The organism is Arthrobacter sp. 10L424, assembly GCF_056395325.1.
In genome coordinates, this window is record NZ_JBFTJH010000007.1 from 1 (window position 1) to 26,115 (window position 26,115).

Sequence of the window (26,115 nt, forward strand, 5' to 3'; positions counted from 1 at the left end):
CCTGCTCTGCTCACACCACCACCACCTGATCCACAAAGAACAATGGACCATCCAACTCCGCACCGGCATCCCCTGGTTCATCCCGCCCCCACACATCGACCCACGCCAAAAACCCCGACGCAACTACTACTTCCACCCCACAGACCTCAACCACGCCGCCTGACTCCGTGGTTAGAAAGGACCGGCGGCAGCGCGTGAGGGTTTGGACACAACCCCGGGAAACCAAATATCTCGATCATGGAGATAACATCGAACTGTGAAAGATGCCAGACCGGAGAGCCCTGGAAACTCAGTTGCTCATGATCCGCCGGACGCCCCGGCGAAAGCCGCGCAGCTCGACTCCTCGGGATTTAGTTCAGCAGTCCTTTACTGGAGCGGCCTCGCAACCGCGTTAACGCTGATCGTGGTCCCGCTCTGGATGTTGTTCGGTAACAGCGCCGTACTCGGCGGTCACCCGGCCCTGCCCATCCTGCTCTCGGCCGTGGCCATACTGGGCATCTTCTGGATGTTCAGACTCGTCAAACGACGGACACTGCCTGAACGATTCAGCCTGAAAAACCCGGGAATCCTGCCACAACGTCAACAGCCACAGCCACAGCCACAGCCACAGCCACAGCGTAGGGTGTCGCGCTGGCAGTTGTTCCGCGGCCTTGTGGCTCGGATTGTTGCCGTGGGCCTCGTCGCGGGGTTGGCGTGGCTCAACCCGTTCCCGTACCAGCCCAGCGCTACTGCCGGCCAGACCACGGAGCCAACCGGGACAACGCAGACGACCACCACCGAGGACGCCACCACCATCACTCTCGCCCCGGAAGGGAAGGCCAGCGCGGGTCTCGTGTTCTACCCGGGGGCGCGGGTTGATGCGCGCGCCTACCAGGACATCCTGCGCCCACTGGCCAACGCTGGCTATTTGGTCGTCATCTTGAAAGTACCTCTGGGCATCGCTCTGCTGAACACCGGCCAGGCCCGCGGAGTCATGGACCGGCATCCAGATATCACGTCGTGGGCCGTCGGTGGGCATTCACTGGGCGGAGTGAGCGCGTCCACCTTCGCAAAATCGAACCCCGACGTCGCCGGGCTCCTGCTGTTTGCCTCGTATCCTGCGGACAGCATGGCGGAGTCCGTTGAACTCGCGGTGCTCTCGGTCTCCGGCTCAAACGACGGCCTCACCACTCCGGACAAGGTCGCGGCGTCAAAGCCCCTGCTCCCGCCGGCCACCGTCTACGCAACGGTGGAGGGCGGCGTGCACGCATTTTTCGGAGACTACGGTGAGCAACCCGGGGACGGCGAGCCAGGCATCTCCCGCGAACAGGCGCAGCAGCAGGTCACCGCGGAGTCGGTCCGCTTTCTGGACCGGCTTGTGGCGGCCGGCTGACAGCCGTCGCCAGACTGCCCGACCGCTGACGGCAGGACTCTGCCACGATGGAAGCATCCGCAATCGCACTGCGAACGAGGACGCCACGTATGCTCAACCGTTTCTACGTCAACCCGATCCTGCCTGCCCAAGACGGGGACCGAGCCCGCAGGTTCTACCGTGACGTCCCTTGGCCTCGACCTGCTGACCGGACCGTCCGACGACCCCATGATTTTCGGCGCAGCGGAGGGCTCGAGCATTGCCCTGAGCGAGATGCGCGACCGCACGCCACCGCCGTACCCCATGATCAGTTTTATGGTCACCGGAATCGAGGAGCTCGTCGAGGCCCTCAAGGCCCGCGGTGCCACGTTCCAGCCTCTCGGCCCTGCCAGCTTCGCAGGAGTGGAGGGCAAAGCCAGCGGGGACGTCATGGACTTCGGCCAGGCCAAATCCGCGTTCCTGAAAGACTCAGAAGGCAACATGATCGCGCTCAACGAATTCACCGGCTGAGATCCTGAGTGTCGCCACTCACGGCAGAGCAGTACCAGCGCAACTCTCTAAGCCCGCGGCTACCGCCCCGCGGCGTACCCCTGCGCGCCCCGGGGATTTGCCGCCGCCTGCAGTACTCCCGTCGAAGGATCCCGCACGACGGCGGAAAGGCGTCCCAGCGTCCAGCCGCCCACCCTCGTGACAACGTGACCGCGGCGCTCAAGTCCCGCGATGACGTCCTCACCGAGCCGGTCCTCGACGACGGCGCCACCGGGCTCCCAGGTGCGCGGCCAGAATGATCCAGGCATAGACGTCGTATGAAAGGTCGGCGCGTCGACGGCCTGCTGCGGCGAGTAGCCGCCAACGATCGTGCGGAGCAGGTACGGCAGTTGCCACTGATCCTGTTGGTCCCCGCCCGGCGACCCGAGTGCTGTCACAGCATGTCCGTCCCGCAGCACGAGGGTCGGCGTCAACGTCGTGCGCGGCCGCTTGCCCGGCGTCAGCGTCGAGGGTGTGCCCGGCTCCAGCCAGGTCATCTGCAACCGGGTCCCGAGGCAGAAGCCCAGTTCCGGGATGGCGGGCGAGGACTGCAGCCAGCCGCCCGACGGCGTGGCCGAGACCATGTTGCCCCAGCGGTCCACGACGTCGATATGGCAGGTGTCACCCCGGGTCTCCCCGCTCGGCGCCACGGTCGGTTCGCCCACTCCAAGCCCGACGGCCCCGGCGGAGCCGGAGCCCGCCCCCGCGAGCGCCGGAGGTGTGTAGCTGGTCCGCAGCGGCGGCAGATACGGCTCAAACCCGGGCACTATGCCGGGCCGGAAGTCGTGCGACGCCCGCTCCCCGATCAGCGCCCGGCGGCTGGCGCAGTACTCAGCGGAGAGGAGATACTCCAGCGGAACGTCCGTGTCGCCGTAGTACGCTTCCCGATCCGCGAGTGCCACCTTCTGGGCTTCGAGAATGGTGTGCACGCCGAGCTCGGTGGACGGATCCAGATACCGGTCATCGAACCCCTCGAGGATCGCTAGCGTCTGAAGCAGTGCCGGACCCTGCCCCCACGGCCCTGTCTTGGCGATCGTGTGCCCCCGGAACTCCACGGTGGCGGCGGCCTCGTAGCCTGCCTCGAACCCGGCGAGGTCCTCCAGTTCAAGGACACCCCGATGATCCGTGCCGGAGGAATGCCGGTGCGGTGTCAGGACTGACTCCACCATGGCCTTGGCCACGAAACCCTCGCGCCATTCCCGGCGGGCGGCGTCGATCCTGGCCTTGCGGGCGTGCCCACCTGAGCCGTTGCCGGGGCTCTTCCCGCGGCCACGCTCGCGGGAGCCGCTCCCCTGGGACCCGCCCGGAGTCTCATCCGAAGACCCCTCAGACCCGGCGGCCCCGGCGTCGACCAGCCGCTGCAGTGTCCGGGCGTAGGCCGGGTTCCGGACCAGCTCCCCCTCGGCCGGGATCCGTCCGCCGGGCATCCACAGGTCGGCCGACGTGGGCCAGTGCGTCTGGAACAGCTCGGCCGCGGCCGCGATGGTCGTCCCGACCCTGCCCAGCATCGGGTGCCCGTCGCGGGCGTAGCCGATCGCGCATTCCAGCACGTCGCCCAGTTCCAGGGTCCCGTGGTCCCGCAACAGCAGGAGCCACGCGTCGACGGCGGCGGGAACCGCGGCGGCCAGCGCACCGGAGCCGGGCACCAGTTCCAGGCCTTCGGCGAGGTAGTGCTCCACCGTGGCTCCGGCAGGGGCCGGACCCTGGCCCATGAGGACCACCGGCGTGCCCGGTTCGGCCCCGGTGACGAAGACGCCGGTCATGTCCCCGCCGGGACCGTTCAGGTGCGGCTCGACAACGTGCAGCACGAAGGCCCCCGCCGTCGCGGCGTCGAACGCGTTACCGCCGCGTTCCAGCACCGCCTGGGCGGCCGCCGTCGCAAGCCAGTGTGTGGAGGCGCTCATCCCAAAGGTGCCCTGGAGCGTGGGGCGGGTGGTGAACGCATCGGGCCGGGTGAACTCCACCGGGGACTCCGGCGCGGCCTCCGCCGTGCCGGTGCGCGGGGAAGCCAGGGAACCTGTGTCGACGTCAGCCAAACAGGGCCGCCACGCGGGTCAGTGTCTCGTATACGCCGTACCCGAGGGGCACACCCACGAGCGCCCAGGCGACCACCAGCTTTCCGGTGGACGCGTTCACAGTCGTCTGCGCAGTACTCATCTCAGGCCTCCATGGCGGGTTCTTCGGAGCGGACACGGTCGGGGCGTGGTTCGTGGAACCGGGAATCGACCGGTTTGACCAGCAGGTTGGCGACAAAACCGATCACCAGCAGCCCCACCATGGTCAGCAGCGCGGGCTGGTAGGACGCCGCGGTCAACTGGCCGGGCTTTCCCTGGGCATCGAGGAACGCGTTGACGATCAATGGCCCGGCGATGCCGGCCGCCGACCATGCCGTCAGGAGCCGGCCGTGGATCGCCCCGACCTGGAAGGTGCCGAACAGGTCCCGCAGGTAGGCCGGGACGGTGGCGAAGCCTCCGCCGTAGAAGGAGATGATGATGAACGCGAGCGCCACGTATAGGAAGGTGGTGCTGGAGCCGGCCAGCGCCAGCACCGTGTAGAGCACCGCGCCGACCCCGAGGTACATCATGTAGATGCGCTTGCGGCCGGTCACGTCCGACGTCGCGGACCAGGCGAAGCGGCCGGACATGTTGCCGATCGAGAGCAGTCCCACGAAGCCGGAGGCGACGGCGGCGCTCACCAGGGACACGCCGTCGGACTGGCGGAAGAAGTCCTGGATCATCGGCGCGGCCTGCTCGAGGATGCCGATGCCCGCTGTCACGTTGCAGAAGAGGGCGATCCAGACGAGCCAGAACTGCCGGGTCTTGACGGAGTTCCGGGCGGAGACGTTGTCCGTAGTGACGAGCGTGGCGGCCTTGACCTTGGCCGGGTCGAAGCCGGCCGGCTTCCAGCCGTCGGCCGGGACCTTGATGGTGAACGCGCCGAACATCATGTATGCGAGGTACACGACGGCGAGTGTCAGGAAGAGCTTTCCGACGGAGTCGCCGCTGGCCACCCAGCCCTTGGCGCCGGAGTTGGGGTCGTACATTTTCAGCAGCGCGGTGGAGACGGGGCTGGCGATCAGGGCGCCGCCGCCGAAGCCCATGATGGCCATGCCGGTCGCGAGGCCCGGGCGGTCGGGGAACCACTTGATCAGGGTGGAGACCGGCGAGATGTAGCCGATGCCCAGGCCGATGCCGCCGATGAAGCCATAGCCGAGGTAGACCAGCCACAACTGCCCGCTGAAGATCCCGAGCGAGCCGACCAGGAAGCCGCTGGCCCAGAACACGGCCGAGGTGAACATCGCCTTGCGCGGGCCGTTCTTGTCCACCCAGGTGCCCATGATCGCGGCAGAAAGGCCCAGCATCACGATCGCGATCGAGAAGATCACACCGATTTCGGTCAGGCTGGCGCCGAAGTGCTTCACCAGCGCTGTCTTGTAGACACTCGTGGCGTAGGCCTGGCCGATGCACAGGTGCACGGCGAGCGCCGCGGGCGGCACCAGCCACCGGTTGAATCCCGGCGGGGCGATTGTTCGGTCACGGTCCAGCCAGCCCATAATTGCTCCCCTTGCTTGTCGAAGACGTCGGTGTCTCTGCGGCATAGAGGCGAAAGACCCGCTATTGGGCCGTTGCCTCCGGCAATCATGGTGCAGATCGACAGTAAACGTACTACTTCTGCGACGAGCGGTAGGAATTGCGCGATGAGCGGTCGCTTTGGGCTCGGTGACCTGCTTTTCTGCGGCCTCTTTTCCGCCTGCTTTGGGGGCCTCATTTGGCGCCTCCTTTGGGGGCCTCCTTTGGGGGCCTGCTTTTGCGTGCTACTTTCCGAGGCCTGCCCTCCGGAGTGCTTCGGCCATTGCTGTGTTGGCCGGCGCCGGGGCAGGCGCCGACTTCTGAGGTTGCCTGGCGGGTGTCCGCCGCTCGGGCGCCGGCTTCCCGGACGGCTTCTGCCCGGAATGTTGCTGCGCCGGCGCCTGCGGTGCCGCCTGTCGCGGGCGATCCGGCCGCGCAGCAGGGCCACCCGGGGCGGCCGGACCCCCGGCCGCACGCCCGCCTCCCGCGCGGCCGCCGCCCACGCGGCCGCCACCCCCGCGTGCCGCGGAAGCTGGCGGTTCGTCGTCGAGCCTCAGCGTCAGGGAGATGCGTTTCCGTTCCGGATCGGCTTCCAGTACCTTGACCCGCACCACCTGGCCGGATTTGACCTCGTCGCGGGGATCGGAGACGAAGCGGTTCGCCAGCGCGGAAACGTGCACCAGGCCGTCCTGGTGAACCCCGACGTCGACGAACGCTCCGAACGCCGCCACATTGGTCACGGTCCCCTCGAGCACCATGCCGGGCCTGAGGTCGGAGATCTTCTCGATCCCTTCCGAGAACGTCGCGGCCGCGAAAGCCGGACGCGGGTCACGGCCGGGCTTCTCCAGCTCGGCGATGATGTCCTGAACCGTCGGCAGGCCGAAGGCACCGTCAACAAAGTCCTGCGGATTCAGGGCGGCGAAGCTGCCCGCAGCCGGACCCTTCCCGCCGGCGGCGGCCCTGATCTTCCGTGCCACCGGATACGCCTCCGGGTGCACGCTGGAGGCATCCAGCGGCTCCGCTCCCCCGGTGATGCGCAGGAAGCCGGCACACTGCTCAAAGGCTTTCGCGCCGAGCCGCGGCACCTTCTTCAGCTCGCTGCGCTTGCTGAACGGGCCATGCTCGTTCCGGTAGGCCACGATGTTCTCGCTCAGCAGCGGCCCGACGCCGGCCACGCGGCTCAGCAGCGCCGGCGAGGCGGTGTTGACGTCCACGCCCACCGCATTCACGCAGTCCTCGACCACCGCGTCGAGGCTGCGGTCCAGCTTCGCGGCGGTGACGTCGTGCTGGTACTGCCCGACGCCGATCGACTTCGGCTCGATCTTCACCAGCTCCGCGAGCGGGTCCTGCAGCCGCCGTGCGATGGACACTGCGCCACGCAGGGACACATCCATGCCGGGCAGCTCCGCGGCCGCCAGTGCCGAGGCGGAATACACGGAGGCGCCTGCTTCCGAGACAACGATTTTCTGCGGCTTGGTGTCGGTGGCAGGATCCGAGCCGGCGCTGAGCTGCTTCAACAGTTCGGCGGCGAGCTTGTCCGTTTCCCGGGACGCCGTACCGTTGCCGATCGCCACGAGTTCGACGCCGTGCTTCGTAGCCAGGTTCACGAGGGTCCGCAGCGCCTCGTCCCACTTCCGGGCCGGGGCGTGCGGGTAGATGGTGTCGGTCGCCACCACCTTGCCGGTGCCGTCCACGACAGCGACTTTCACCCCGGTGCGCAGTCCCGGGTCCAGGCCCAGGGTGGCGCGGTTCCCGGCGGGCGCGGCGAGGAGCACGTCCCTCAGGTTGGCGGCGAAGACCCGCACGGCCTCGTCCTCGGCGGCGGCGAACATCCGGCTCCGCAGATCAGCGGTGAGCCGGGCCAGCACCCGCGAGCGCCAGGCGACCTGTGCGGTCTGCAGCAGCCAGGCGTCGGCGGGCCGGCCGCGGTCGGCAACGCCGAGGAACCGGGCCACAGCGGCTTCGTAGCGGCCGCGCGCGGCGGTGAGGGCGGCGTCGTCGTTCGGTTCAGCCTCGGCAAGATCCAGCTCCAGCACGCCGTCCTTTTCGCCGCGCAGCAGCGCCAGGACGCGGTGCGAGGGCATCCCCGACGGCTGCTGCGAGAACTCGAAATAGTCTTTGAACTTCTGCCCCTCCGCGTCCTTGCCCTTCTTGACGCGGGACACCATCCGGCCCTGGGCCCAGAGCCGCTCCCGCAGCGTGGCAGCCAGGTCGGCGTCCTGGGCGACCCGCTCCACCAGGATGGAGCGCGCGCCGGCGAGCGCCGTGACGGAGTCCCCGATGGCGTGCTCGGTGTTGAGATACTTGGCCGCTTCCCGTTCCGGATCCAGCTCCGGCCGTTTCAGCAGGGCATCGGCGAGCGGTTCCAGGCCGGCCTCGCGGGCGATCTGCGCCTTGGTCCGCCGCTTGGTCTTGAACGGGAGGTAGATGTCCTCCAGCCGCGACTTCGTGTCGGCGCCGACGATCGCGGCCTGCAGTTCCGGGGTCAGCGCACCCTGGGCGGCGATCGCTTCGAGGACTGTCCGACGGCGGTCCTCCAGCTCGCGCAGGTAGCGCAGCCGCTCCTCGAGTTCGCGGAGTTGGGTGTCATCGAGCGTCCCGGTGGCTTCCTTGCGGTAACGGGCGATGAAGGGCACAGTGGAGCCGGCGTCGAGCAGGTCCACGGCGGCCTTGACCTGCCAGGCCTGCACGCCAAGTTCGGCGGCGATCTGGGCCGCGATGCCGGACTCCTGGGTGTGCGGAGTCTGGGTCTTGGTCCGGGTCTGGGGCGACGGTGTGGAAGCTGACGGGGAAGGACGCTGGGGAAGTTGAGTCACCCAGCCATTTTGCCTCACCGGGGTCAGGGTGTGGCGGCGCCGGCAGCTGGGTGGGCATGCTCGACGTCCTGAACCACCTCGTTTCGCCGCAGGAACCAAGGTTTGAACGGAGGATCAAAGCGCGCGAATCGTGGCGGACCCGCGGCTGCCAGTCCGGCCAGCACCAGTGCCGCCTGCAGGCCGTCGTTGCGCCTTTCGAAGGCAGTTTCCGACCCGCTGCCCGAGAACCGGAGGGCCGCGGCCAGGGACCCGGGGACGGTCCGGATCTTGACCTGGGAGTCCGCAGGGACCGGGGCTGTCTCCGCTGTCAGGTCTGCGGGGAGCACAAAGGCCACCACAAAGTCTGCGGGTTCTCCGCTTTCCGGCAACGGACCGCTTTGGAGCACGGGGGCGGTCATCGCCAGCTGCTGCGACGGGCCGGGTTCCTGGATCACCGGGGCTGTCATCGCCAGCTTCTGACGGGCGGTGTTGTTGCCGCTGATGTAGTTGAACAGGTGGCGGAAAGCTGCGTTGCCCGCTCGGTCGAACGTCGCGGTGACCTGAATTTCGGCGACGACATGCGCGGGATAGCGGCGCAACTCGAAATGCGGGTAGCGCTGCACCAGCTGGAAGGGCTGCTGTTCGGTCATGGTCTTTCAGACCATACGCCGGGCCTGCGTCAGGAACCAGCCCGTTCCGCCGGGTGCCCGCCGGAAATGTCGGAGGGCTTTGATAGCTTGAAGAGCACACGGCCGGGGTTGCATTGATCTTCCGGCCAAGGCAGCAGCGCCTGCAACGCGGCAGTGCAACAACATCGGGGGCACAGTGTTTTTCCTTGAACCGGAAGTCCCAGGTTCCGCACCGGACCTGGTCTTCTCCGCGAGCGACCTCGTGACGGCCGCCAGCTGTGAGTACCAGCTGCTCCGGAAGCTCGACGAGAAGCTGGGCCGCTCCCCCAAAGCATCCTTCGAAGAAGACGAGATGCTCAGGCATGCCGCCGTATTGGGCGATCTCCACGAGCACAGAGTCCTTGACCGCTTCGTCGAGGAGTTCGGTCACTGGGATCCGGCCGCCGGCCGCGGCGTGTACGACGTCGTGCCGGCCGAGGCCATGGACCGCGCCACGTTGCTGGCCAAGCACCGGGAATCCATCGACGCCCTGCGCTCCGGCGCCGATGTGGTGTTCCAGGCGGCTTTTTTCGACGGCCAGTTCCATGGCCGCTCCGATTTCCTGGTGCGGCAGGCCGACGGCAGCTATGCCGTGTTCGACACCAAGCTGGCGCGCCACGCCAAGGTGACGGCACTGCTTCAGCTTGCGGCCTACGGCGACCAGTTGCTGAAGGCCGCTATTGCGCCGGACCCTGCGGTGACCCTGGTCCTGGGAGCCACCGTTCCGCTCCCGGGCGGCGGCTTCGACTACGTCAGAAGCCACCACAAGCTTCTGGAGATCCTGCCGGTGTTCCGGGAGCGGCGGGACCGCTTCCTGGCGTTGACCTCCTCGCATCTGGCGCAGCCCGGCCCCGTGCGGTGGGACTCTCCCGGAGTCACCGCCTGCGGCCGCTGCGATTACTGCCAGGAGCAGGTCGTGGCCACCGATGATCTGCTGCTCGTGGCGCGGATGAACTCGGCCCAGCGCAAGAAACTCCGCGCCGACGGCATCCGCACGGTCCGGGAACTCGCGGAAGCCACCCTGGTCGATCCCAGCACCTCGCTGTTGCGCCTGCAGGACCAGGCCAGGATGCAGAGCGGCATCAGCGCAGCGGACGGTGAGGTCCGCTTCCTCAAGGACGGCGAAGAGCACAACATCCGCTTCGGCGTGATCCCGGAGAACTCGCTCGCCGAGCTGCCCCCGCCCAGCGAGGGTGACATCTTCTTCGACTTCGAGGGCGATCCCCTGTGGCAGGAAAGCACCACCGGAATCTGGGGGCTGGAGTACCTGTTCGGCGTCATCGAGGCACCGACAGGTCCCGGCGTCGCCGGAGTTTTCAGGCCGTTCTGGGCACATGACCGGGAGGCGGAGAAACAGGCGTTCCTCGATTTCCTGGAGTATGTGCAGAAGCGCCGGCAGGACTACCCGGACATGCACGTCTACCACTACGCCGCCTACGAGAAGACGGCGCTCCGGAAGCTTTCCGTGATGCACGTTGCCGGCGAAGACACGGTGGACCAGTGGCTGCGGGACGGACTTCTGGTGGATCTTTACCAGACCGTTCGGAACAGCATCCGGATCTCCGAGAATTCGTACAGCATCAAGAAACTCGAGCCGCTCTACATGGGGACGAATCTGCGCTCCGGGGACGTGAAGGACGCCGGCGCCTCGGTGGTTGCCTACGCCCACTACTGCGATGCCCGCGACGACGGCCGGGCCGAGGAAGCGGCCACCATCCTCGCGGGGATCTCCGACTACAACGAATACGACTGCCTCTCCACCTTGGAGCTCCGGAACTGGCTCCTGGGACTGGCCCGGGAGCGAGGGATCACACCACTCGGCGGGGTCGAACCCGGCGACGGCGCCTCCCCCACGACGTCGGCCGGCGCCGGCACTGTCACCGGCGCTGTCAGGGATCCAGTCATCGGGCCTGGTGCCGCCGACCTGGACCCGCTCGAAGTGGCGCTGACCGCACTGGCGGCTCCCGGCGTCGGGCTGTCCGAGGATGACCGGAAGGCGGTCTCGATGCTGGCGGCAGCGGTCTGCTATCACCGCCGGGAGCGCAAGGCGTTCTGGTGGGCGCACTTCGACCGCTGCGAGAACGGCCCCGACACGCACCACCAGCAGGACCGCAACGTTTTCCTCGTTGAAAATGCGGAGGTGCTCGAGGACTGGTGGAAGGACGGAGCCAAGCTTCCGGAGCGGAGGGTGAAACTCATCGGCACGGTCAGTCCAGGCTCGGACCTCCGTGAGGGCAGCACGTGGTTCCGCATGTACGAGCCGCCGCTTCCGGCCGGGCTTGAAGGCACAGGTATCGATGGGACCGGGCGCAACGGCTGGTTCGGCACCGAGGTCCTGGAGCTGGGACACGAGGACGGCAAGGACACCGTCATCATCCGCGACAAGCTGCGCAAGGCGATCGAGCCGTATGCCCAGGTTCCGGTAGCGCTGACCGAAAACCAACCCATCCAGACCAAAAGCCTCGAGGACGCCTTGGCGGCCCTGGCTGCCGGGGTCACTGCGGCGTTGCAGGCTGGGTCCGCCCTCCCGCGCCATCCGGCCCTGGATCTGGTCCGCCGGGTTTCGCCACGTCTCGTCTCCGGGGCACGGCTGCCCCTGCCCGGCGACGGTCCGGACCGGTTCATCGACGCGATCACGGCGGCCGTCGAGGCCCTGGATCATTCCTACGTTGCGGTCCAGGGTCCTCCCGGGACCGGCAAGACCCATGTGGGGTCGCACGTCATCGCCCGGCTGGTGGCGCTTGGGTGGAAGGTCGGCGTCGTCGGCCAGTCCCACGCAGTGGTGGAGAATCTGCTGAAGACGGCTGTGACCAAGGCCGGCGTCGATCCGTCTGTGGTCGCCAAGGACGTGAAACACTCGGAGCCCCTTCCCTGGGCTCAGCGTTCGGCGCAGGATGTGGCGCGGCTGCTCAGTTCACCCGGCGGGGCGCTAGTCGGCGGCACGGCGTGGACCATGACGGGAGCGAATGTCCCGGCCGGGTCTCTGGACCTGCTGGTGATCGACGAGGCCGGACAGTTCTCCCTCGCGAACACCCTGGCCGTGGCCCAGGCCAGCAGCCGGCTGCTGTTGCTCGGCGATCCCCAGCAGTTGCCGCAGGTCAGCCAGGGCGCCCACCCCGAGCCCGTGGACGAGTCAGCCTTGGGCTGGGTTTCCGCCGGTCACGCCACGCTGCCGCCGGAACTGGGCTATTTCCTGGCCGACTCGTGGCGGATGACGTCGGAGCTGTGCGTGGCCGTCTCCGAACTCTCCTATGAGGGCAGGCTGCAATCGGCGCCAGCCGCTGACCTCCGGCGGCTCGAGGGGGTTCCTGCCGGGATCGAGACCGTCCTGGTGGAACACAGCGGCAACATCACGTCGTCCTCCGAGGAGGCTGACGAGGTTGTCCGCCAGGTGAAGCGGCATCTGGGGTTGAGCTGGCATTCGGAGCAGGGTGCGCGTCCGCTGGGCGTGGCGGACATCCTGGTGGTGGCCGCGTACAACGCCCAGGTCAATGTCATCCGCGACGCGCTCGATGCGGCGGGACTCGCCGGAGTCCGGGTGGGAACCGTGGACAAGTTCCAGGGCCAGGAGGCCGCCGTCGTGATTGTATCGATGGCGTGCTCGGCGGTGGCCGAGGCGCCGCGCGGCATGGAGTTCCTGCTCTCCCGCAACCGGATCAACGTGGCAGTCTCCCGCGGCCAGTGGCGCGCCGTCGTGGTCCGTTCACCCGAACTGACCAACTACCTCCCCCCGCACCCCGAGGGGCTGGAGCAGTTGGGCTGGTTCATCGGGTTGTGCCAGCGGTCGGTGGCTTCCTGAGCTTTGCCCGCCAGCCCGCGGGACGGGACCACTCTTTTGTCACGGCGTCCAGGGGACATGCTCATTCTTCGCCGTGAACAGTGGACACCATGGCATTCTGCCAACTGCTCGTGGCTCCCGCGGGGCATGTCCAGCGGTAAACGTGGACTGAGGCGGGACATGCTCAGCGGGACGCCGGGAGGCCTTCCGCGAGCAGGAGGGCTTCGTCCAGCACAGCGCCGAAGTTCACCGGATCGTGCGCGAACCTGCCCAGGAACAGGCCCGAGACGCCGTCAAGCGTCGGCAAAAGCCCTGGCTTGGCCGAGCCGCCATAGATGACGGGAAGGTTCTCCAGTCCGGCGGTGGCGACGTGGCTCCGGAGCCGCCGGACGACGTCGGACACGTAGACCGCGGCGGCGGGCTCGGCCGCACCGATGGCCCAGACGGGTTCGTAGGCGAGGACGAGCCGGCTGGCGAGTTCCCAGTCGCCGTCCACGGCCGAGCGGATCTGGCGATACACGAATTCCGCGGCGTTGGCGGCGCTGCCGCGGTCGGGCTCTCCCACGCAGAGCAGCGGATTCAGCCCGGCTGCAGCGGCGGCCCGGACTTTTCGGGCAATCATGCTGTCGTCTTCGCCGAAGTGCCGGCGACGCTCCGCGTGCCCGATCTCAACGAGACTTACGCCAAGCTCCGCGAGCATGGACGGGGCCACCTCCCCGGTCCACGGGCCTTCCGCCCAGCCGCAGTTCTGCGCACCCAGCAATAGCGGCGAACCCGCCAGAAGCGCGGCGGCCGCCGGGAGAAGCGGGAACGACGGGATCACGAACGGGACAACCCGTCCGGCCGCGAGGGCCGGACGGGTGTCCACTTCGTGGCGCAGCTGCCCCAGCCAGTCCAGGCTGTCCTGGTAGCCGAGGTACATCTTGGAGCTGACGCCCACCAGCAGTGGAGGGAAGGTCTGGCTGGTGTCACTTTGCTGCATGTTGGTGCTTTCTGCTCGAACCCGGCCGAGCCGGTCGATGCCCGGACGCGCCGGGCGCGCTTGGTGCGCCCGGCGGGTCTGGACGGTTGCTACTGCTCCAGCAGGTCGTCTGCCTTGTTCTTGAACCGCTTGGTCGCGAACATCATGGCCGCAGCCAGGAACGGGAGCACACCGAGGGCGTAGATGCCCATGGTTCCGGTGTCCGAGGCAGTGATCTGGTTGACCGAGGTCCGCAGGATCGGGGCCACAAAACCGCCCAGGTTGCCCAGGGAGTTGATGAGGCCGATGCCTGCCGCCGCGGCGGTGCCGGTGAGGAACGCCGTCGGGTAGGACCAGGCGATGGGACCGATGGAGAGGAAGCTGCAGACAGCCAGCGTGATGAAGAGGATACCGAGCACCGGAAGGTGGTTGGCGCCCGCCCATGCGGAACCGAAGATGCACAGGCCCGTGGAGATGAACAGTCCGGTACCCCATAGGCGACGACGGATGACGGTGTTGGCGGCCCTGCCGATGAAGTAGCAGGCAAAGATGCCGAAGAACCAAGGGATGGCGGCCATCATGCCCACCGCGAAGCCGACTTTCTGGCCGGTCAGCTGGGCCACCTGCTGCGGAAGGTAAAACGTCACACCGTAGACGGCGATCTGGAGGCAGAAGTAGATGACCGTGAAGTACCAGACCTTGCCATTTTTCATCGCGGCGAGCACACCGCGCGGTCCGGTCTCCTCCTTGACGGAATCCTCCAGAGCCATGACGTCCAGGAGTGCCTTTTTCTCGTCCTTGTTGAGGAACTTGGCGTCCTGCGGGCTGTTGATGAGGAAGAAGAACGCGGCAATGCCGGCCACAACCGCCAGCATGCCTTCAACGAAGAACATGACCTGCCAGCCCTGCACGCCGGGGACCTGGTCGCCGATGTTGATCAGCCAGCCGGACAGCGGCGCGCCCATCATCTGCGAGAAGGGCTGCGCGAGGTAGAAGATGGCGAACATTTTGACGCGAACCTTGTTGGGGAACCACGCGGCGAGGAACATGATGACGCCCGGGAAGAGACCGGCCTCGGTGACACCGAGGAGGAACCGCAGGATGATGAACGACGTCTCGCCCTGGACGAACGCGAAACACGCGGAGACGATGCCCCACGTGATGGCGATACGGGCCAACCAGACCTTGGCACCGTACTTCGTCAGGAGGAGATTGCTGGGGATTTCGAAGAGGGCGTAGCCGATGAAGAAGATCCCGGCTCCCAGTGCGTACGCGCCGGCCGTGATGCCCCTGTCCACTCCCAGAGCGGCTTCGGCGAAGCCCACGTTGGTGCGGTCCAGGAAGGCGACCACGTAGAGGATGACCAACATGGGCATAAGCCGGAAGGACGCCTTGGAAATCGCCGATTTCAGTACCGGCGTCTCCAGGAGGTCCCTAGTGGACGTTGTTGTTACGGACATCAAAAACTCCTCGTCGAGCAATCAGTGGTGTAACTCAGGATGAATCAGGTGCGGGTAAAGCGGTGGAGCGGGAAAGTTCCTAGCGAGAAAATGCGATGATCATGATTCCGGCCAGGCAGGCCAGAACTCCGACTGCGAGATAGAGCTTCCGTGCTTTGCTCCATGACGCGAACCCTGTCGCGGGGGTGTTTTTTGGCTGTGCCACGTTTGTTCTTCCCTAGTGCATGTAGAGTCCGCCATCCACATTCAGCGTCTGGCCGGAGATGTACCCGGCGTCCTCGCTGATGAGGAAGGCGATGGCGGCCGCAATGTCCCGGGTGGAGCCCACCCGGTTCACCACGAGGTCTTTGGTGAGTTCGTCCTTGCGTTCCTCGCTGAGCGTGCCGCCCATGATGTCGGTGTCGATGGGGCCCGGTGAGATGGCGTTGACCGTGATGTCGTACTCGCCCAGTTCGCGGGCCGTGGAGCGGGTCAGCCCGATCACGCCGGCCTTGGCCACGGAATACGGCGTCTTGGAGAACGTGCCGCCGCCGCGCTGCGCGGAGACGGAAGAGATGTTCACGATGCGCCCGATCCTGTTCTTCACCATGGACTCGGCGACCCGGCGCGTGGCGTAGTGGACGCCATTGAGGTTGATGCTCAGCACGCGGTCCCACTCGGCCGCGTCGAGTTCCAGGTACGGGACCGGCGAGCTGACACCGGCCACGTTGGCCAGAGCGACGATCTGCGGAAGTTCCGCCTCGATCGCGTCGATGGCCGCCCGGACGGACGCTTCGTCGGAAATGTTGGCGCCGGCTCCGAACGCCTTCACGCCGTGCTCGGCGGCCAGTTCCTTGGCAGCCGCCTTGCACAGAGCGTCGTCGAGATCGATGATGCCGACGTTCCAGCCCTGCGAGGCCAGATATTTGGCGGTCGCGCGGCCGATGCCACGCTCCGAGACGGCGCCGGTGACGATGGCGGTGCGTTCTGCGGGGAAGGTGTTCATGGGAATACTCCTGAAGGCTTGAAAGTGGCGGGGCTTAGTTGATGGGGGCGGGGCCAAGCTCGTCAATGAGCTTCTGCATGGCCACATACGCCTTGTTCCGGTACGCAATCAGCTCGGGGGTGCGCTCGGCCGGCACGTTGAGGAAGCCGGCACCGGTCTTGGTGCCCAGCTTCCCGGCGTCGACTAGGTCGCTGAGGACCTTCGGCGTCGCGAAACGCTCCGGGAACTCCGTCTGCAGCGACTTGTAGCAGAAGTTGTAGACATCCAGCCCTGCCATGTCGGCGATGGCGAACGGTCCAAAGAACGGCAGCCGGAAGCCGAAGGTGGTGCGGACCAGGGTGTCGATGTCCTCCGCGGTCGCGATTTCCTGCTCCACCAGCTGGGCGGCCTCGTGGAACAAGGCGTACTGCAGGCGGTTGAGCACAAAGCCCGTGACGTCCTTGACGACGGCGGTCTGCTTGCCGGCGGCGTGGACGAGGTCACGGACAGCGCCGATGGTTGCCGCCGAGGTGCCGGCATGAGGAATGATCTCCACGCCCGGGATGAACGGGGACGGGTTGGAGAAGTGCACGCCCAGGAATCGCCCCGGGTTGCTGACGGGCTCGGACAGCTCCGCGATGGAGATGGTGGAGGTGTTGGACCCGATGATGGCGTCCGGGCGGGCGGCGGCGCTGATACGGGCCAGCGTCTGGTGCTTGATGGCGATGACTTCGGGAACGGCTTCCTCGATGAAGTCGGCATCTGCCACGGCTTCCTCGATGTCCTTGGCCGCCCAGAGGTTCTCCTTCAGGATCGCCGTGGAGCCCTCCGGAAAGAGCCCGGCGGCAACGAACTCGTCCGATTCGGCCAGCAGCCGCTCGTAGTTCTTCTGCGCCACTTCGGCGGAAACATCCGCGAGGGCCACGCGGGCTCCGCCGAGGGCCAGGACCTGCGCGATCCCGCCGCCCATGTAGCCGGAGCCGACGACGGCGATCTTGCGGGCGGCGTTAATGCCGGCTGCGGTGTTAGCTGATGCGGTCATGTCAGACTGCCTTCGTGTATTCGGGCTCGTAGGAGCAGATGGCGTCCACCTTGGCGGCGGAGGAAGAGTTTTCGTCGAACCGGTGACCCAGCCATTCGCCGACGAGCTTCTTGGCGAGCTCCAGGCCGATGACGCGCTGTCCGAGCGTGAGGACCTGCGCGTTGTTGCTCAGCACGGATCGCTCCACTGAGTAGCTGTCGTGCGCGGTGACGGCGCGGATGCCGGGGACCTTGTTGGCCGCGATGGCCACGCCCAGGCCGGTGCCGCAGATCAGCAGGGCCCGGTCGGCGTCGCCCTCGGCGACTTTGCGGGCGGCGTCAACGGCGACGTGAGGGTAGGCGGTGGAATCGTTGGCGCCGACTCCGATGTCGTGCACGGAGGCGACGCGGGGGTCCGCCTCAAGCAGGGCTTTGAGTGCGTTCTTGTATTCGACGCCGGCCTCGTCATTGCCGACGACGACGCGCCAGCCTGTTGTTGTGCTCATGCCTGTACTCCTTGCTGGGCCAGTTCGGGGTTAGCGAGCCGGTCTTCGGTGTGGGCGGAAATTCTTGCTGCAATGAGGGCGAACGAAACCGCCCCGGGGTCTGGATGGCCAAGGCTCTTTTCCGCGAGCGGCCGGGCGCGTCCCTTCAGCGGGCGGAGGTCCGCGGTCCGGTCGGCGGCGGCCTGCGCGGCAGCCGCGGCGTCGGCGAGCGCTTCAGCGGCGGAAGCGCCGCCGTCGAGCGCTGAGCAGAACGCGTCCCGGAAAGGCAGCAGGGCGTCCACCATGGTCTTGTCCCCTGGATCTGCCTTGCCGAGTTCAGTGATCGCGGCGACAAAGGCGGTGACCGTGTCGGCGGCATCCTCGCCGCTGTAGCTGTCCCGGTTTCCCAGGGCCAGGCCCGCGGCGATGATTGCGGATCCCCAGAGCGCGCCGGAGGTACCGCCTGCGCGTTCGCTCCAGGCTTCCCCCGCGGCCGTGAGGACGGACGCCGGCGAAGCGCCGCCGGCGTTCCCGGCCGCCTGCTCGCCGGCAGTGACCGCTGCTTCCACGCCTCGGCGCATCCCGATGCCGTGATCGCCGTCGCCGGCGATTGCGTCCAGCCGGCCCAGTTCCTCTTCATGTTCGACGACGACGTCCCGCACCTGACGGAGCACTGCGGCGGCCTGCCGTCCGAGCTCTGCCGCTGCGGCCGTGGGGCGTTCAACGGCGGACGCCACTTCCGCGTCCACGACGGTCATCTGACGGGCCGGCCGCGGTGTCAGGTTGCCCTTGCGGAATGCCGGTGTGTCGGCCGGGGCCGCCCAGTACTGCTCCAGTTCGTCATCGAGCCACAGGAGGGTCAGGGAGAGCCCCGACATGTCCAGGCTGGTGACGAGCTCGCCGCATTCGGGTTCCACTACGGTGAGCCCGGCCGCGACCAGAAGCTTTTCGATTTTTCCGAAGAGCAGGAACAGCTCGTCGTACTTGACGGTGCCGAGGCCGTTGACAACCACCACGACGCGGCTGCCGGCGTCGTGCGGCTTGTCGGCGAGAAGCCTGGTGACCAGCAGTTCGGCGAGTTCAGAGGCCGTGGGCATCGGGTGCTCCGAGATCCCCGGTTCGCCATGGATGCCCAGGCCCAGGGACATCTGTCCTGCGGGCACCGCGAACAGCGGAGCCTCGGCTCCCGGGAGGGTACACCCGTCGAATGCCACGCCCAGCGACCGGGTACGGTAGTTCGTCCGGATAGCCAGCCGTTCGACGTCGTCCAGGTCCAGTCCCGCTTCGGCGGCTGCTCCGGCGATTTTGAAGACCGTCAGGTCGCCGGCGATTCCGCGCCGCTGTTCGATATGGTCAAGCGGGGCGCTGGCGATGTCGTCCGTTACCAGAACTGTGCGGGTTCTGATGCCCTCCGCGTTGAGGCGGAGCTGGGCCTGGCCGAAGTGCAGGACATCCCCGGCATAGTTGCCATAGCTCAGCAGTACGCCTCCCCCGGCGTTGGCGGCCTTGGCCACCCGGTAGACCTGGCCGGCGGCCGGGGACGCAAACATGTTGCCGCAGGCCGAGGCCGCGGCCAGCCCGGGTCCCACGAGTCCTGCGAAGGCGGGATAATGTCCGGAGCCGCCGCCAACCACCAGGGCCACCTGCCCGGCCGGGACCTCAGTGGATCGGACGACGCCGCCGTCCACACGGGCGACGTACCCGCGGTTGGCTGCCACAAAGCCGTCCAACGCTTCATCCGCAAAGTCAGCGGGGTTGTCGAAGATCTGGGTCATGGTTCCTCATTGAATCCGTGTTGGTGAAGTATTGCTGGGAGAACTGCGGTGGTGCGGCCGCCCTCAATTGGCTGTGCGGCCGCACCGAACGCCTGGTCAGACGCTGGGTCAGACGCCGGCGAGTTCTGCGGTCGCCGGCTGCTGCCGGCCCTGTGCCACCTGGCTCTGGCCGAGGGCATAGCCGTCAGTCTTCGGCAGGATCCGGCGCCGCAGGTAGTCCTGATTACTGGCGGTGACACTGAGTCCGTCACCGCCGTAGTGTTCGGTGCAGAGGATTCCCTGGAAGCCGGCCGAGAGTGCGATCTTGAACGCCTCGCGGTAGTTGATGAGGCCGCTTTCCATGGGCGCGGGCATGGCGACGTAGCTGTCGCGGGCCACATCCTCATCGCGGATGTAGTTCTTCATGTGCCAGTAGTTGGAGTACGGAAGCGTCTTGGCCACCATTTCGCGCCAGTCCTCGATCGGGCGGTGGAGCCGGATCAGGTTGCCGATATCAGGGTTGATGCCGACGTTGGCCAGGCCGATGTCCTGGACCAGCTGGACTGAAGAATCCGCGGTGCCCAGGTACGTGTCCTCATACATTTCGAGCGAGAGCAGGATCCCGACGTCGGCCGCATGCTGGCCGAGTTCCCGCAGGCGGCTCACGGCCTTGCCCCAGGTTTCTTTGTCGCCCACCGGGTCCTTGTATCCTTCGACGGTCCAGAACCAGAGCTGCTTCTGCTGCTCAGCAGTGATGGCCTGGTGCAGGCCGAAGGAGACCACCTCGCAGCCGAGTTCGGCGGCGGCGTCGATGGTGCGGTGGCTGTACGCCAGGTTCGCTTCCCAGTTCCGCTCCTCGATCACGCTGCGGCGGATGGCGGAGATGACGGGGATGCCGATGCCGACATTTTCAGCGGTCTGCTTGAATTCCGCGAGGCGGGCCGGGCTCAGGTCGCCGGGCCGGACCCAGCTGTCGGTGAGGTCCGCGTTGGTGAAGCCTGCCTCCTTGACTTCGGAGAGTACGTCGGCCCAGGCGGAAGCCTCGGCGTCGTTGATGTGGGTCCCCGAGGCGTCGACGCCCGGGAACTGCAGCAGGGCCGCGGTGATGGGCCAGTTTTCGGCTGTGTAGGCCATGGGTTCACTCCTTCGTGGAATCCTGTTTCCTATAGGATTTACTATCGCGTGCGGTGTTGTCAAGGTCACACCCGGGTTATGCCTGCTTCGCGGCGAATGCCTCCGTCGCGAAGACGCCCGGGTTCAGGACGTTGGCGGGGCGCTCCCCCGCCGCCACAGCCAGGATGGACTCGAGGGCGCTGGCGGCCACGTCCCGTGTAAAGTCCTCGGTCCAGCACAGCGAATGCGGGGAGAGGACCACGTTGTCGAGGCTCAGCAGCTCGTCATCCGGAAGGAGGGGCTCCGGTTCGAAAACATCCAGTCCCGCTCCGGCGAGACGGCCGTTCCGCAGGGCGTCCCGGAGGGCATCCGTGTCCACGAGCTTTCCGCGGCCTATGTTGATCAGGTAGGCGCTTGCCTTCATCCGGGCCAACGCTGCGGCGTCGATGAGCTTCTCGGTCGCCGGGGTCAGCGCCGCGCAGAGCACTATGTAATCGGAGCGCTCCAGGAGCTCGTCCAGGCCCAGCATCTCGACGCCGAGGCCGGCGGCCTCCGCATGGCGGCCGCTGCGGTTGTTGCCCACCACGTTCAACCCGAGCGGGGCCAGCAGGCGGGCTAGCTCGGCACCCACGCTGCCGAAACCCACGATGCCGACCGTCTGCCCCACCAGCGGCGCGCCGCGGTAGTGCTCTCGCCGGGCCCAATCCGAAGTCCGCGTCAGCCTGTCCTTGGCGAGGAGCTTGTGTGAGAGAGCCAGGAGGAGGGTCAGTCCCGCCACTGCCAACGGCCGCCGGATGGCGTCCGGGGTGTTGGTGACGACGACGCCGGCGCGGGTGCAGGCCTCCAGGTCGATCGTTTCGTACCCTGCCCCGAAGCGGGCAATCAGCCTCAGGTCCGGGGCGTGGTCCACGGTGCGCGCATCGAAAGCAATGTGCCCCAGCGACAGCACTGCGTGGACGCCGTCGAGATCAGCGAGCGGCACCGGGTCTGTATAGCTGGGCAGGACGCTCCAGCTGATGCCGTGCTCGCCGAGCCGCTGCAGCCCCAGGTCCCCATGGATGGAGCTTCCGTCGGGCCGGGCAGCGTCGGCCGTGACGGCCACAGTGAAGGGCAGGGAAGCGACAGCCGCGGAGTCAGCCGTCGTCAATTCATCGGTTGATGAGCTCATGCGTCCGTTCCGTTCGCCGGTTCGAGTGCTGCATCCTTGTCCTTGATGGGCCCGCGAACCAATACCGTGTACGCCACTGCCGCGAGGGCAGCAATGATGCCGCCGATGACGAACGACGGCGCGTAGGAGCCGGTTGCGTCGGCGATCACGCCGGTGAGCAGCGGGGCGAAGGCACCGCCGAAGTAGCCACCGAAGTTCTGGATGGCGCCGACCGATGCCACCTGGGAGTTGTCGACGATGTCGCCGGGCATTGCCCATGCGGCGGCCTGCATAGTGGCGACGAAGCCCAGCGCGACGGTCATCACAACGATTGCGAGCGGCAGCGAATCTACGAAGGGAATCAGGCAGATCAGGATGCCGGCGGCGACGGCGGCGACTGACATCACGTGGCGCTTAGCCAGGAGCGGATCGCGGCCGGCCTTCTTGGAGTAGCGCGTCATGACCCAGCCGCCCGTGATGCCGAGGATGGCAGCGCCGAGGTACGGGACCGCTGCCAGCCAGCCGGACGTTGCGATGCTGGCGCCGCGCTCTTCCTGCAGGTACAGCGGCAGGAAGACGATGAAGATGTTCCAGATCCAAATGACGCAGAAGAAGCCTGCCATCATTCCCCAGATCTGGCGGTGCTTGAAGAGTCCGAGCCAAGAGACCTTTTTGGCCGTGAGGACCTGTGAGGCGCGCTGGGATTCGATGTAGTCCAGTTCTTTTGTGCTGATGCGCTTGTGCTCTTCCGGGGAGCGGTAGTAAATGAAGAAGGCGAGTGCCAGCACCAGTCCGGCGACTCCGAGGAAAATGAAGATGGCCTGCCAACCGAAGGCCAGCATGATGGCGGTCAACACCGGCGGCGCAATCGCCGGCCCCCACTTGGAGCCGCTGTCCCAGATGGCTGTGGCCTGCCCACGCTCTGCGCGGGGGAACCAGTCCGCCGTGAGCTTGGCGGACGCCGGGCCGTTTGGCGCCTCGGTGACGCCGAGCAGGAAGCGGAAGGCGACGAAGTGCCACATCTTGCCTCCGACGGCCATCAGCGCGGTGGCGATGCTCCAGCCGGCAATTGCGAGGAAGTACATCCGGCGGGCGCCAAGTTTGTCCACGAGCCACCCGGCGGGCAGTTGGCAGAAGGCGTACGTCCAGGAAAACACAGTGCCGAGCAGTCCGATGTCCGTCCGGGTCATGCCGAATTCTTTGATCAGTTGCGGGGCGGCGATAGAGATCGCGCTGCGGTCCATGTAGTTGATGATGCCGGCGGCCAGCGCCCAGCCCAGGATCCACCACCGCAGATTCTTGATGGTGCGGCGTGTTGCTGATTCCTTGGGCCCAGCGGCCAAAGTCTCTGTATGCACTGTTCACTCCCTCGTGATTCCGATGCCGGCACCATAGCCGCCACAATCGAAGATCCTATAGGGTATGTGATTCATTTGTGAAGGGCATCACAGAAAAGTTATCGGACCGCTGACGTAGTGTCTGTGATCTGGGAAAAAACTACGGCGCCGGAGCATCGGCGATGGCCCGGCCGCGGACCTTCCGCACGTGCTCGGCCATGGCGTCGGCCGCCTGCTCCGGGTCGCCGGAAGACAGTGCGTCCAGCACGGACTGATGCTCGGCTATGGCGTGTTCGGCGTCGGTGATGCCCACTCCTCCGAAGAGCCGGAAGCGCTGGACCTGACCGCCGAGGGCAGCGTAGGCGGCAACCATAAACTGGTTGCCGGTATATTCTGCGATCAGCCGGTGGAAGCGCTCGTCAGCCTCCAAGTAGTCGCGGTATTCGGCAAAAGAGGGACCTCTGGGCGCCTTCTTGAGATCGGCGACGGCCTGCGTTAACTCGGCGAGGTGCCCCGGGGTCAACCGGGCGCATGCGAGGCGGGCATTGACCGGCTCGATCGCCAGCCGCGCTTCCATGAGTTCAGCGAAGTCTTCCTGCGTGAAGACCGGCGCGACCCGGTACCCCTTGAGCGCCACGCGGCGGATCATACCGGTGTGTTCGAGCCTGGCAAGCGCTTCGCGGACCGGCGTCGGGGACACGTCAAGCTCCCGGGCGGTTCCATCGATGCTCACCGCGGCCCCGGGCTCGAGTCTCCCGTCCATCAGCGATGCAAGGAGTTCCTCGTACACGTGGTCGGCGAGGACCTGGCGGCTGACGGGACGGCCTGCGGGGCGCATCTCGGTCCCGCTCCCGGACGAAGGTTTCATGATCAAATCCTATAGGACCAGCCGCGGCCGAGCTCCCAAACCCGAGACCACCGAGCATGTCCAGTCCTCGCACCCGCGACCAAGGGACATGTCCATTCTTAAGCACGGAAGGTGGGCAGAATGGCATTTTGCCCACCTTCCGCGACCGCCGCGGGACATGTCCAGTCGTGAAGGTAGCAACCGAGGGACATGTCCAGCGGTGCGGTGCGGGTGTGCTGCTGGGAGACGGCCGGTACTAGTTCTGGTACGCCGGGTAGTCCGTGTAGCCCTTGGCGTCGTCGGTGTAGTACGTGGCCGGGTCCGGCTCGTTGGTCGGGAGTCCTTCACGCCAGCGGCGGACCAGGTCCGGGTTGGCGATGGCGGGCCGTCCGACGACGACGGCGTCAGCGTGGCCGTCTGCAACCAGGGCCTGGGCTTCCTCGCGGGTGGTGATGACACCGAATCCGGAGTTGAGCAGGAAGGTTCCGGCGAAGCGGGTGCGCAGGTCCCGCACGAGCTCGCTCGTGGGGTCCTTGTGCAGCACGCTCAGGTAGGCGAGCTTCAGGGGCGCCAGTGCGTCCACGAGGAGCTGGTAGGTCTCATTGACATCCGCTTCGTCGATCTCAACAGCTCCCTGGACGTTGTGTTCCGGCGAGATCCTGATGCCGACCCGGTCCGCTCCGACGGCGTCTGCGACGGCCTGGGCTACCTCGATGACAAAACGTGCCCGGTTCGCCGGCGAGCCGCCGTAGACGTCATCGCGCTGGTTGGAGGACGGAGCCAGGAATTCGTGCAGCAAGTAGCCGTTGGCGGAGTGAAGCTCGACGCCGTCGAAACCCGCACCGATCGCGTTGAGGGACGCCGTGACGAATTCCTGGACGATGCCCGGAAGCTCAGTAGTGGACAGAGCGCGGGGCACGGGGAAGGGCTGCTTGCCCTCGTAGGTACGGGTCTGGCCGTCGATCGCAATGGCGCTGGGCGCGACGACTTCGTGGCCACCGTTGGTGTCTTCATGCGTGACGCGTCCGGCGTGCATGACCTGGGCGAAGATTCGGCCGCCCTCGGCGTGCACAGCGGAAGTGACGTTGGCCCAGCCCTTGAGCTGTTCCTCGGTCACGAGGCCGGGCTGGCCCGGGAATCCCCGGCCGGCGCGGCTGGGGTAGGTGCCCTCGCTGACAATCAGTCCGAGCGACGCACGCTGCCGATAGTGCTCGACCACGAGAGGCCCGGGGATGCCTTCCCTGCCGGAGCGGACGCGGGTCAGCGGCGCCATCACGAGTCGGTTGGGCAGTTCCAGCTCGCCGAGGGTCATCGGAGAAAACAGCATGCAGTTCCTTTCACAAGACATTGGAGTCTGTATGCGGCAACTGCAGGGCGCCTGCAACTATTCCATGTGCGACTCGGATCACTGCCGGTGGACGATCATCTTCACCGCGGTGCCGGTGTTGTGGACCAGCGTGTCCAAGCCCTAAGGCGCCGGAGGCGCGACGCCTGGGCAACCCTGACCCTGTGGGTTGCGGAGGCAGTCGTCGGCGTAGTTCCGGGTGATGGAACGCCACACGCTCACAGTTTGTGGGGGCGAACTGAACTGGCCTTGGCCCGGGATAGGCAAGGGAGGGCTGCCGTTGACAGAGTAAGTCCCCTGGAAGTGGGTCGTCAGCACCACTGGGAAGTCGCCGGTCTGGGTGTAGACGTGGCTGGTGGCGGTCTTTTCGCCCCAGCGCTCCTGGGGGAGGGGGCCGCCGGCGGCAGTCTGCGGCCCAAACGAGGTACCGTCGCCGTAACTCCAGGTGTATTGGACGGGTCTGGCGACAACATGCACCTTCTGGGCCAGGATGGTGACGTCGAATTGTTGCTCGGCCGCGGCCGCGAAGAAGTTGGTCTCAGCGCCCCTGAGAGTGTGCGGGCTCGGCTGGGCCGTGACGGAACCTGCAGCGACCGGCAACCGTTGGAATTCCGTTTGGATCATGGCGGCAATTCTGGGAAGCAAGTCCTCCGGTCTCGGGTCGAAGAGACACGTGGGTCCGGAGTGAAAGGTCCATGTTGGATTCGGCACTCCCGCCGGCGCTTTCAGCCAGACGACTGGAATTCCTTCTTTTCCGTCGGGCCCATTCTTACAATCCACGAGGACGGCAAGGCAGTCCGTGTCAAAGTCGCCGCCGCCCAGGTGGCACTGCAGCTCGTACTTGTATTGGTTGGGGTCGGCATGCGTGGCTCCCGGTTCGGCCCAGACGAATCGACCCGTGCCTGAGTCGACCGTCCAGCCGCCTACATCGACGGTGTCCTCTCCCCAGTCACCGGTAATAGGCGGCAAGTCATTGGCACCAAACGCTGGCAC

20 protein-coding genes are annotated in these 26,115 nt (G+C 66.7%); 3 read left to right on the forward strand and 17 right to left on the reverse strand.

The features are described from left to right. Positions 1-652 precede the first annotated feature (652 nt). Together AC1DC5_RS12990 and AC1DC5_RS12995 are read left to right on the forward strand one after the other, a co-directional pair. Complete coding sequence (locus tag AC1DC5_RS12990) at positions 653-1,372, forward strand: alpha/beta hydrolase (RefSeq protein ID WP_441407283.1); 720 nt, start codon at positions 653-655, stop codon at positions 1,370-1,372. A 159-nt stretch (positions 1,373-1,531) separates the two neighbouring features. Then, positions 1,532-1,861 carry a VOC family protein gene (locus tag AC1DC5_RS12995; RefSeq protein ID WP_441407284.1) on the forward strand — a complete coding sequence of 110 codons (330 nt, stop codon included), beginning with the start codon at positions 1,532-1,534 and terminating at the stop codon, positions 1,859-1,861. A 59-nt stretch (positions 1,862-1,920) separates the two neighbouring features. Here the strand turns inward: AC1DC5_RS12995 and AC1DC5_RS13000 are convergent, their stop codons facing one another. The 5 genes from AC1DC5_RS13000 to AC1DC5_RS13020 form a co-directional block, all read right to left on the reverse strand. Further along, positions 1,921-3,783, reverse strand: coding sequence for a gamma-glutamyltransferase family protein (locus AC1DC5_RS13000; protein ID WP_476865529.1), 1,863 nt, complete (start codon positions 3,781-3,783; stop codon positions 1,921-1,923). 124 nt (positions 3,784-3,907) lie between these two features. Beyond that, complete coding sequence (locus AC1DC5_RS13005) at positions 3,908-4,036, reverse strand: MFS transporter small subunit (RefSeq protein WP_441407285.1); 129 nt, start codon at positions 4,034-4,036, stop codon at positions 3,908-3,910. Position 4,037: 1 nt separating this feature from the next. Next, positions 4,038-5,432: an OFA family MFS transporter gene (locus AC1DC5_RS13010; protein ID WP_476865427.1), complete on the reverse strand. Its 1,395-nt coding sequence runs from the start codon at positions 5,430-5,432 to the stop codon at positions 4,038-4,040. Positions 5,433-5,693: 261 nt separating this feature from the next. Beyond that, on the reverse strand, positions 5,694-8,264 hold the full coding sequence (locus AC1DC5_RS13015; RefSeq protein ID WP_476865428.1) for a Tex family protein: 2,571 nt from the start codon (positions 8,262-8,264) through the stop codon (positions 5,694-5,696). A gap of 23 nt (positions 8,265-8,287) precedes the next feature. Then, on the reverse strand, positions 8,288-8,893 hold the full coding sequence (locus AC1DC5_RS13020) for an SOUL family heme-binding protein (RefSeq protein WP_476865429.1): 606 nt from the start codon (positions 8,891-8,893) through the stop codon (positions 8,288-8,290). Between the two features lie 175 nt (positions 8,894-9,068). On the opposite strand from AC1DC5_RS13020, the gene AC1DC5_RS13025 reads away from it, so the two are divergent. After that, on the forward strand, positions 9,069-12,710 hold the full coding sequence (locus tag AC1DC5_RS13025) for a TM0106 family RecB-like putative nuclease (RefSeq protein WP_476865430.1): 3,642 nt from the start codon (positions 9,069-9,071) through the stop codon (positions 12,708-12,710). A gap of 163 nt (positions 12,711-12,873) precedes the next feature. Here the strand turns inward: AC1DC5_RS13025 and AC1DC5_RS13030 are convergent, their stop codons facing one another. The 12 genes from AC1DC5_RS13030 to AC1DC5_RS13085 all read right to left on the reverse strand — a co-directional run bounded on the left by AC1DC5_RS13030 (position 12,874) and on the right by AC1DC5_RS13085 (position 25,746). Further along, entirely contained in the window at positions 12,874-13,671 is a 798-nt protein-coding gene (locus AC1DC5_RS13030; RefSeq protein ID WP_476865431.1) for a triose-phosphate isomerase family protein, read from the reverse strand. Between the two features lie 89 nt (positions 13,672-13,760). Next, positions 13,761-15,110, reverse strand: a complete 1,350-nt coding sequence (locus tag AC1DC5_RS13035) for an MFS transporter (RefSeq protein ID WP_476865432.1) — start codon at positions 15,108-15,110, stop codon at positions 13,761-13,763. A 217-nt stretch (positions 15,111-15,327) separates the two neighbouring features. After that, positions 15,328-16,095, reverse strand: coding sequence for an SDR family NAD(P)-dependent oxidoreductase (locus AC1DC5_RS13040; RefSeq protein WP_476865433.1), 768 nt, complete (start codon positions 16,093-16,095; stop codon positions 15,328-15,330). A 34-nt stretch (positions 16,096-16,129) separates the two neighbouring features. Then, complete coding sequence (locus AC1DC5_RS13045) at positions 16,130-17,116, reverse strand: 3-hydroxyacyl-CoA dehydrogenase family protein (protein ID WP_476865434.1); 987 nt, start codon at positions 17,114-17,116, stop codon at positions 16,130-16,132. A 1-nt stretch (position 17,117) separates the two neighbouring features. Further along, positions 17,118-17,600 carry a ribose-5-phosphate isomerase gene (locus tag AC1DC5_RS13050; RefSeq protein ID WP_441404870.1) on the reverse strand — a complete coding sequence of 161 codons (483 nt, stop codon included), beginning with the start codon at positions 17,598-17,600 and terminating at the stop codon, positions 17,118-17,120. After that, complete coding sequence (gene dhaL, locus AC1DC5_RS13055) at positions 17,597-19,354, reverse strand: dihydroxyacetone kinase subunit DhaL (protein ID WP_476865435.1); 1,758 nt, start codon at positions 19,352-19,354, stop codon at positions 17,597-17,599. The genes AC1DC5_RS13050 and dhaL overlap by 4 nt, the downstream gene beginning before the upstream one ends. 108 nt (positions 19,355-19,462) lie before the next feature. Next, entirely contained in the window at positions 19,463-20,467 is a 1,005-nt protein-coding gene (locus AC1DC5_RS13060) for a sugar phosphate isomerase/epimerase family protein (protein WP_476865436.1), read from the reverse strand. Positions 20,468-20,543: 76 nt separating this feature from the next. Continuing rightward, entirely contained in the window at positions 20,544-21,614 is a 1,071-nt protein-coding gene (locus AC1DC5_RS13065) for a 2-hydroxyacid dehydrogenase (RefSeq protein WP_476865437.1), read from the reverse strand. Continuing rightward, positions 21,611-22,951: an MFS transporter gene (locus AC1DC5_RS13070; protein WP_441404874.1), complete on the reverse strand. Its 1,341-nt coding sequence runs from the start codon at positions 22,949-22,951 to the stop codon at positions 21,611-21,613. The genes AC1DC5_RS13065 and AC1DC5_RS13070 overlap by 4 nt, the downstream gene beginning before the upstream one ends. 139 nt (positions 22,952-23,090) lie before the next feature. Continuing rightward, a complete protein-coding gene (locus AC1DC5_RS13075) occupies positions 23,091-23,798 on the reverse strand; it encodes a GntR family transcriptional regulator (RefSeq protein WP_441404875.1) in 708 nt (235 codons plus the stop codon). A 235-nt stretch (positions 23,799-24,033) separates the two neighbouring features. After that, positions 24,034-25,104 carry an alkene reductase gene (locus AC1DC5_RS13080; protein WP_441404876.1) on the reverse strand — a complete coding sequence of 357 codons (1,071 nt, stop codon included), beginning with the start codon at positions 25,102-25,104 and terminating at the stop codon, positions 24,034-24,036. 141 nt (positions 25,105-25,245) lie between these two features. Then, on the reverse strand, positions 25,246-25,746 hold the full coding sequence (locus tag AC1DC5_RS13085; protein ID WP_441404877.1) for a PKD domain-containing protein: 501 nt from the start codon (positions 25,744-25,746) through the stop codon (positions 25,246-25,248). Between the last annotated feature and the right edge of the window lie 369 nt (positions 25,747-26,115).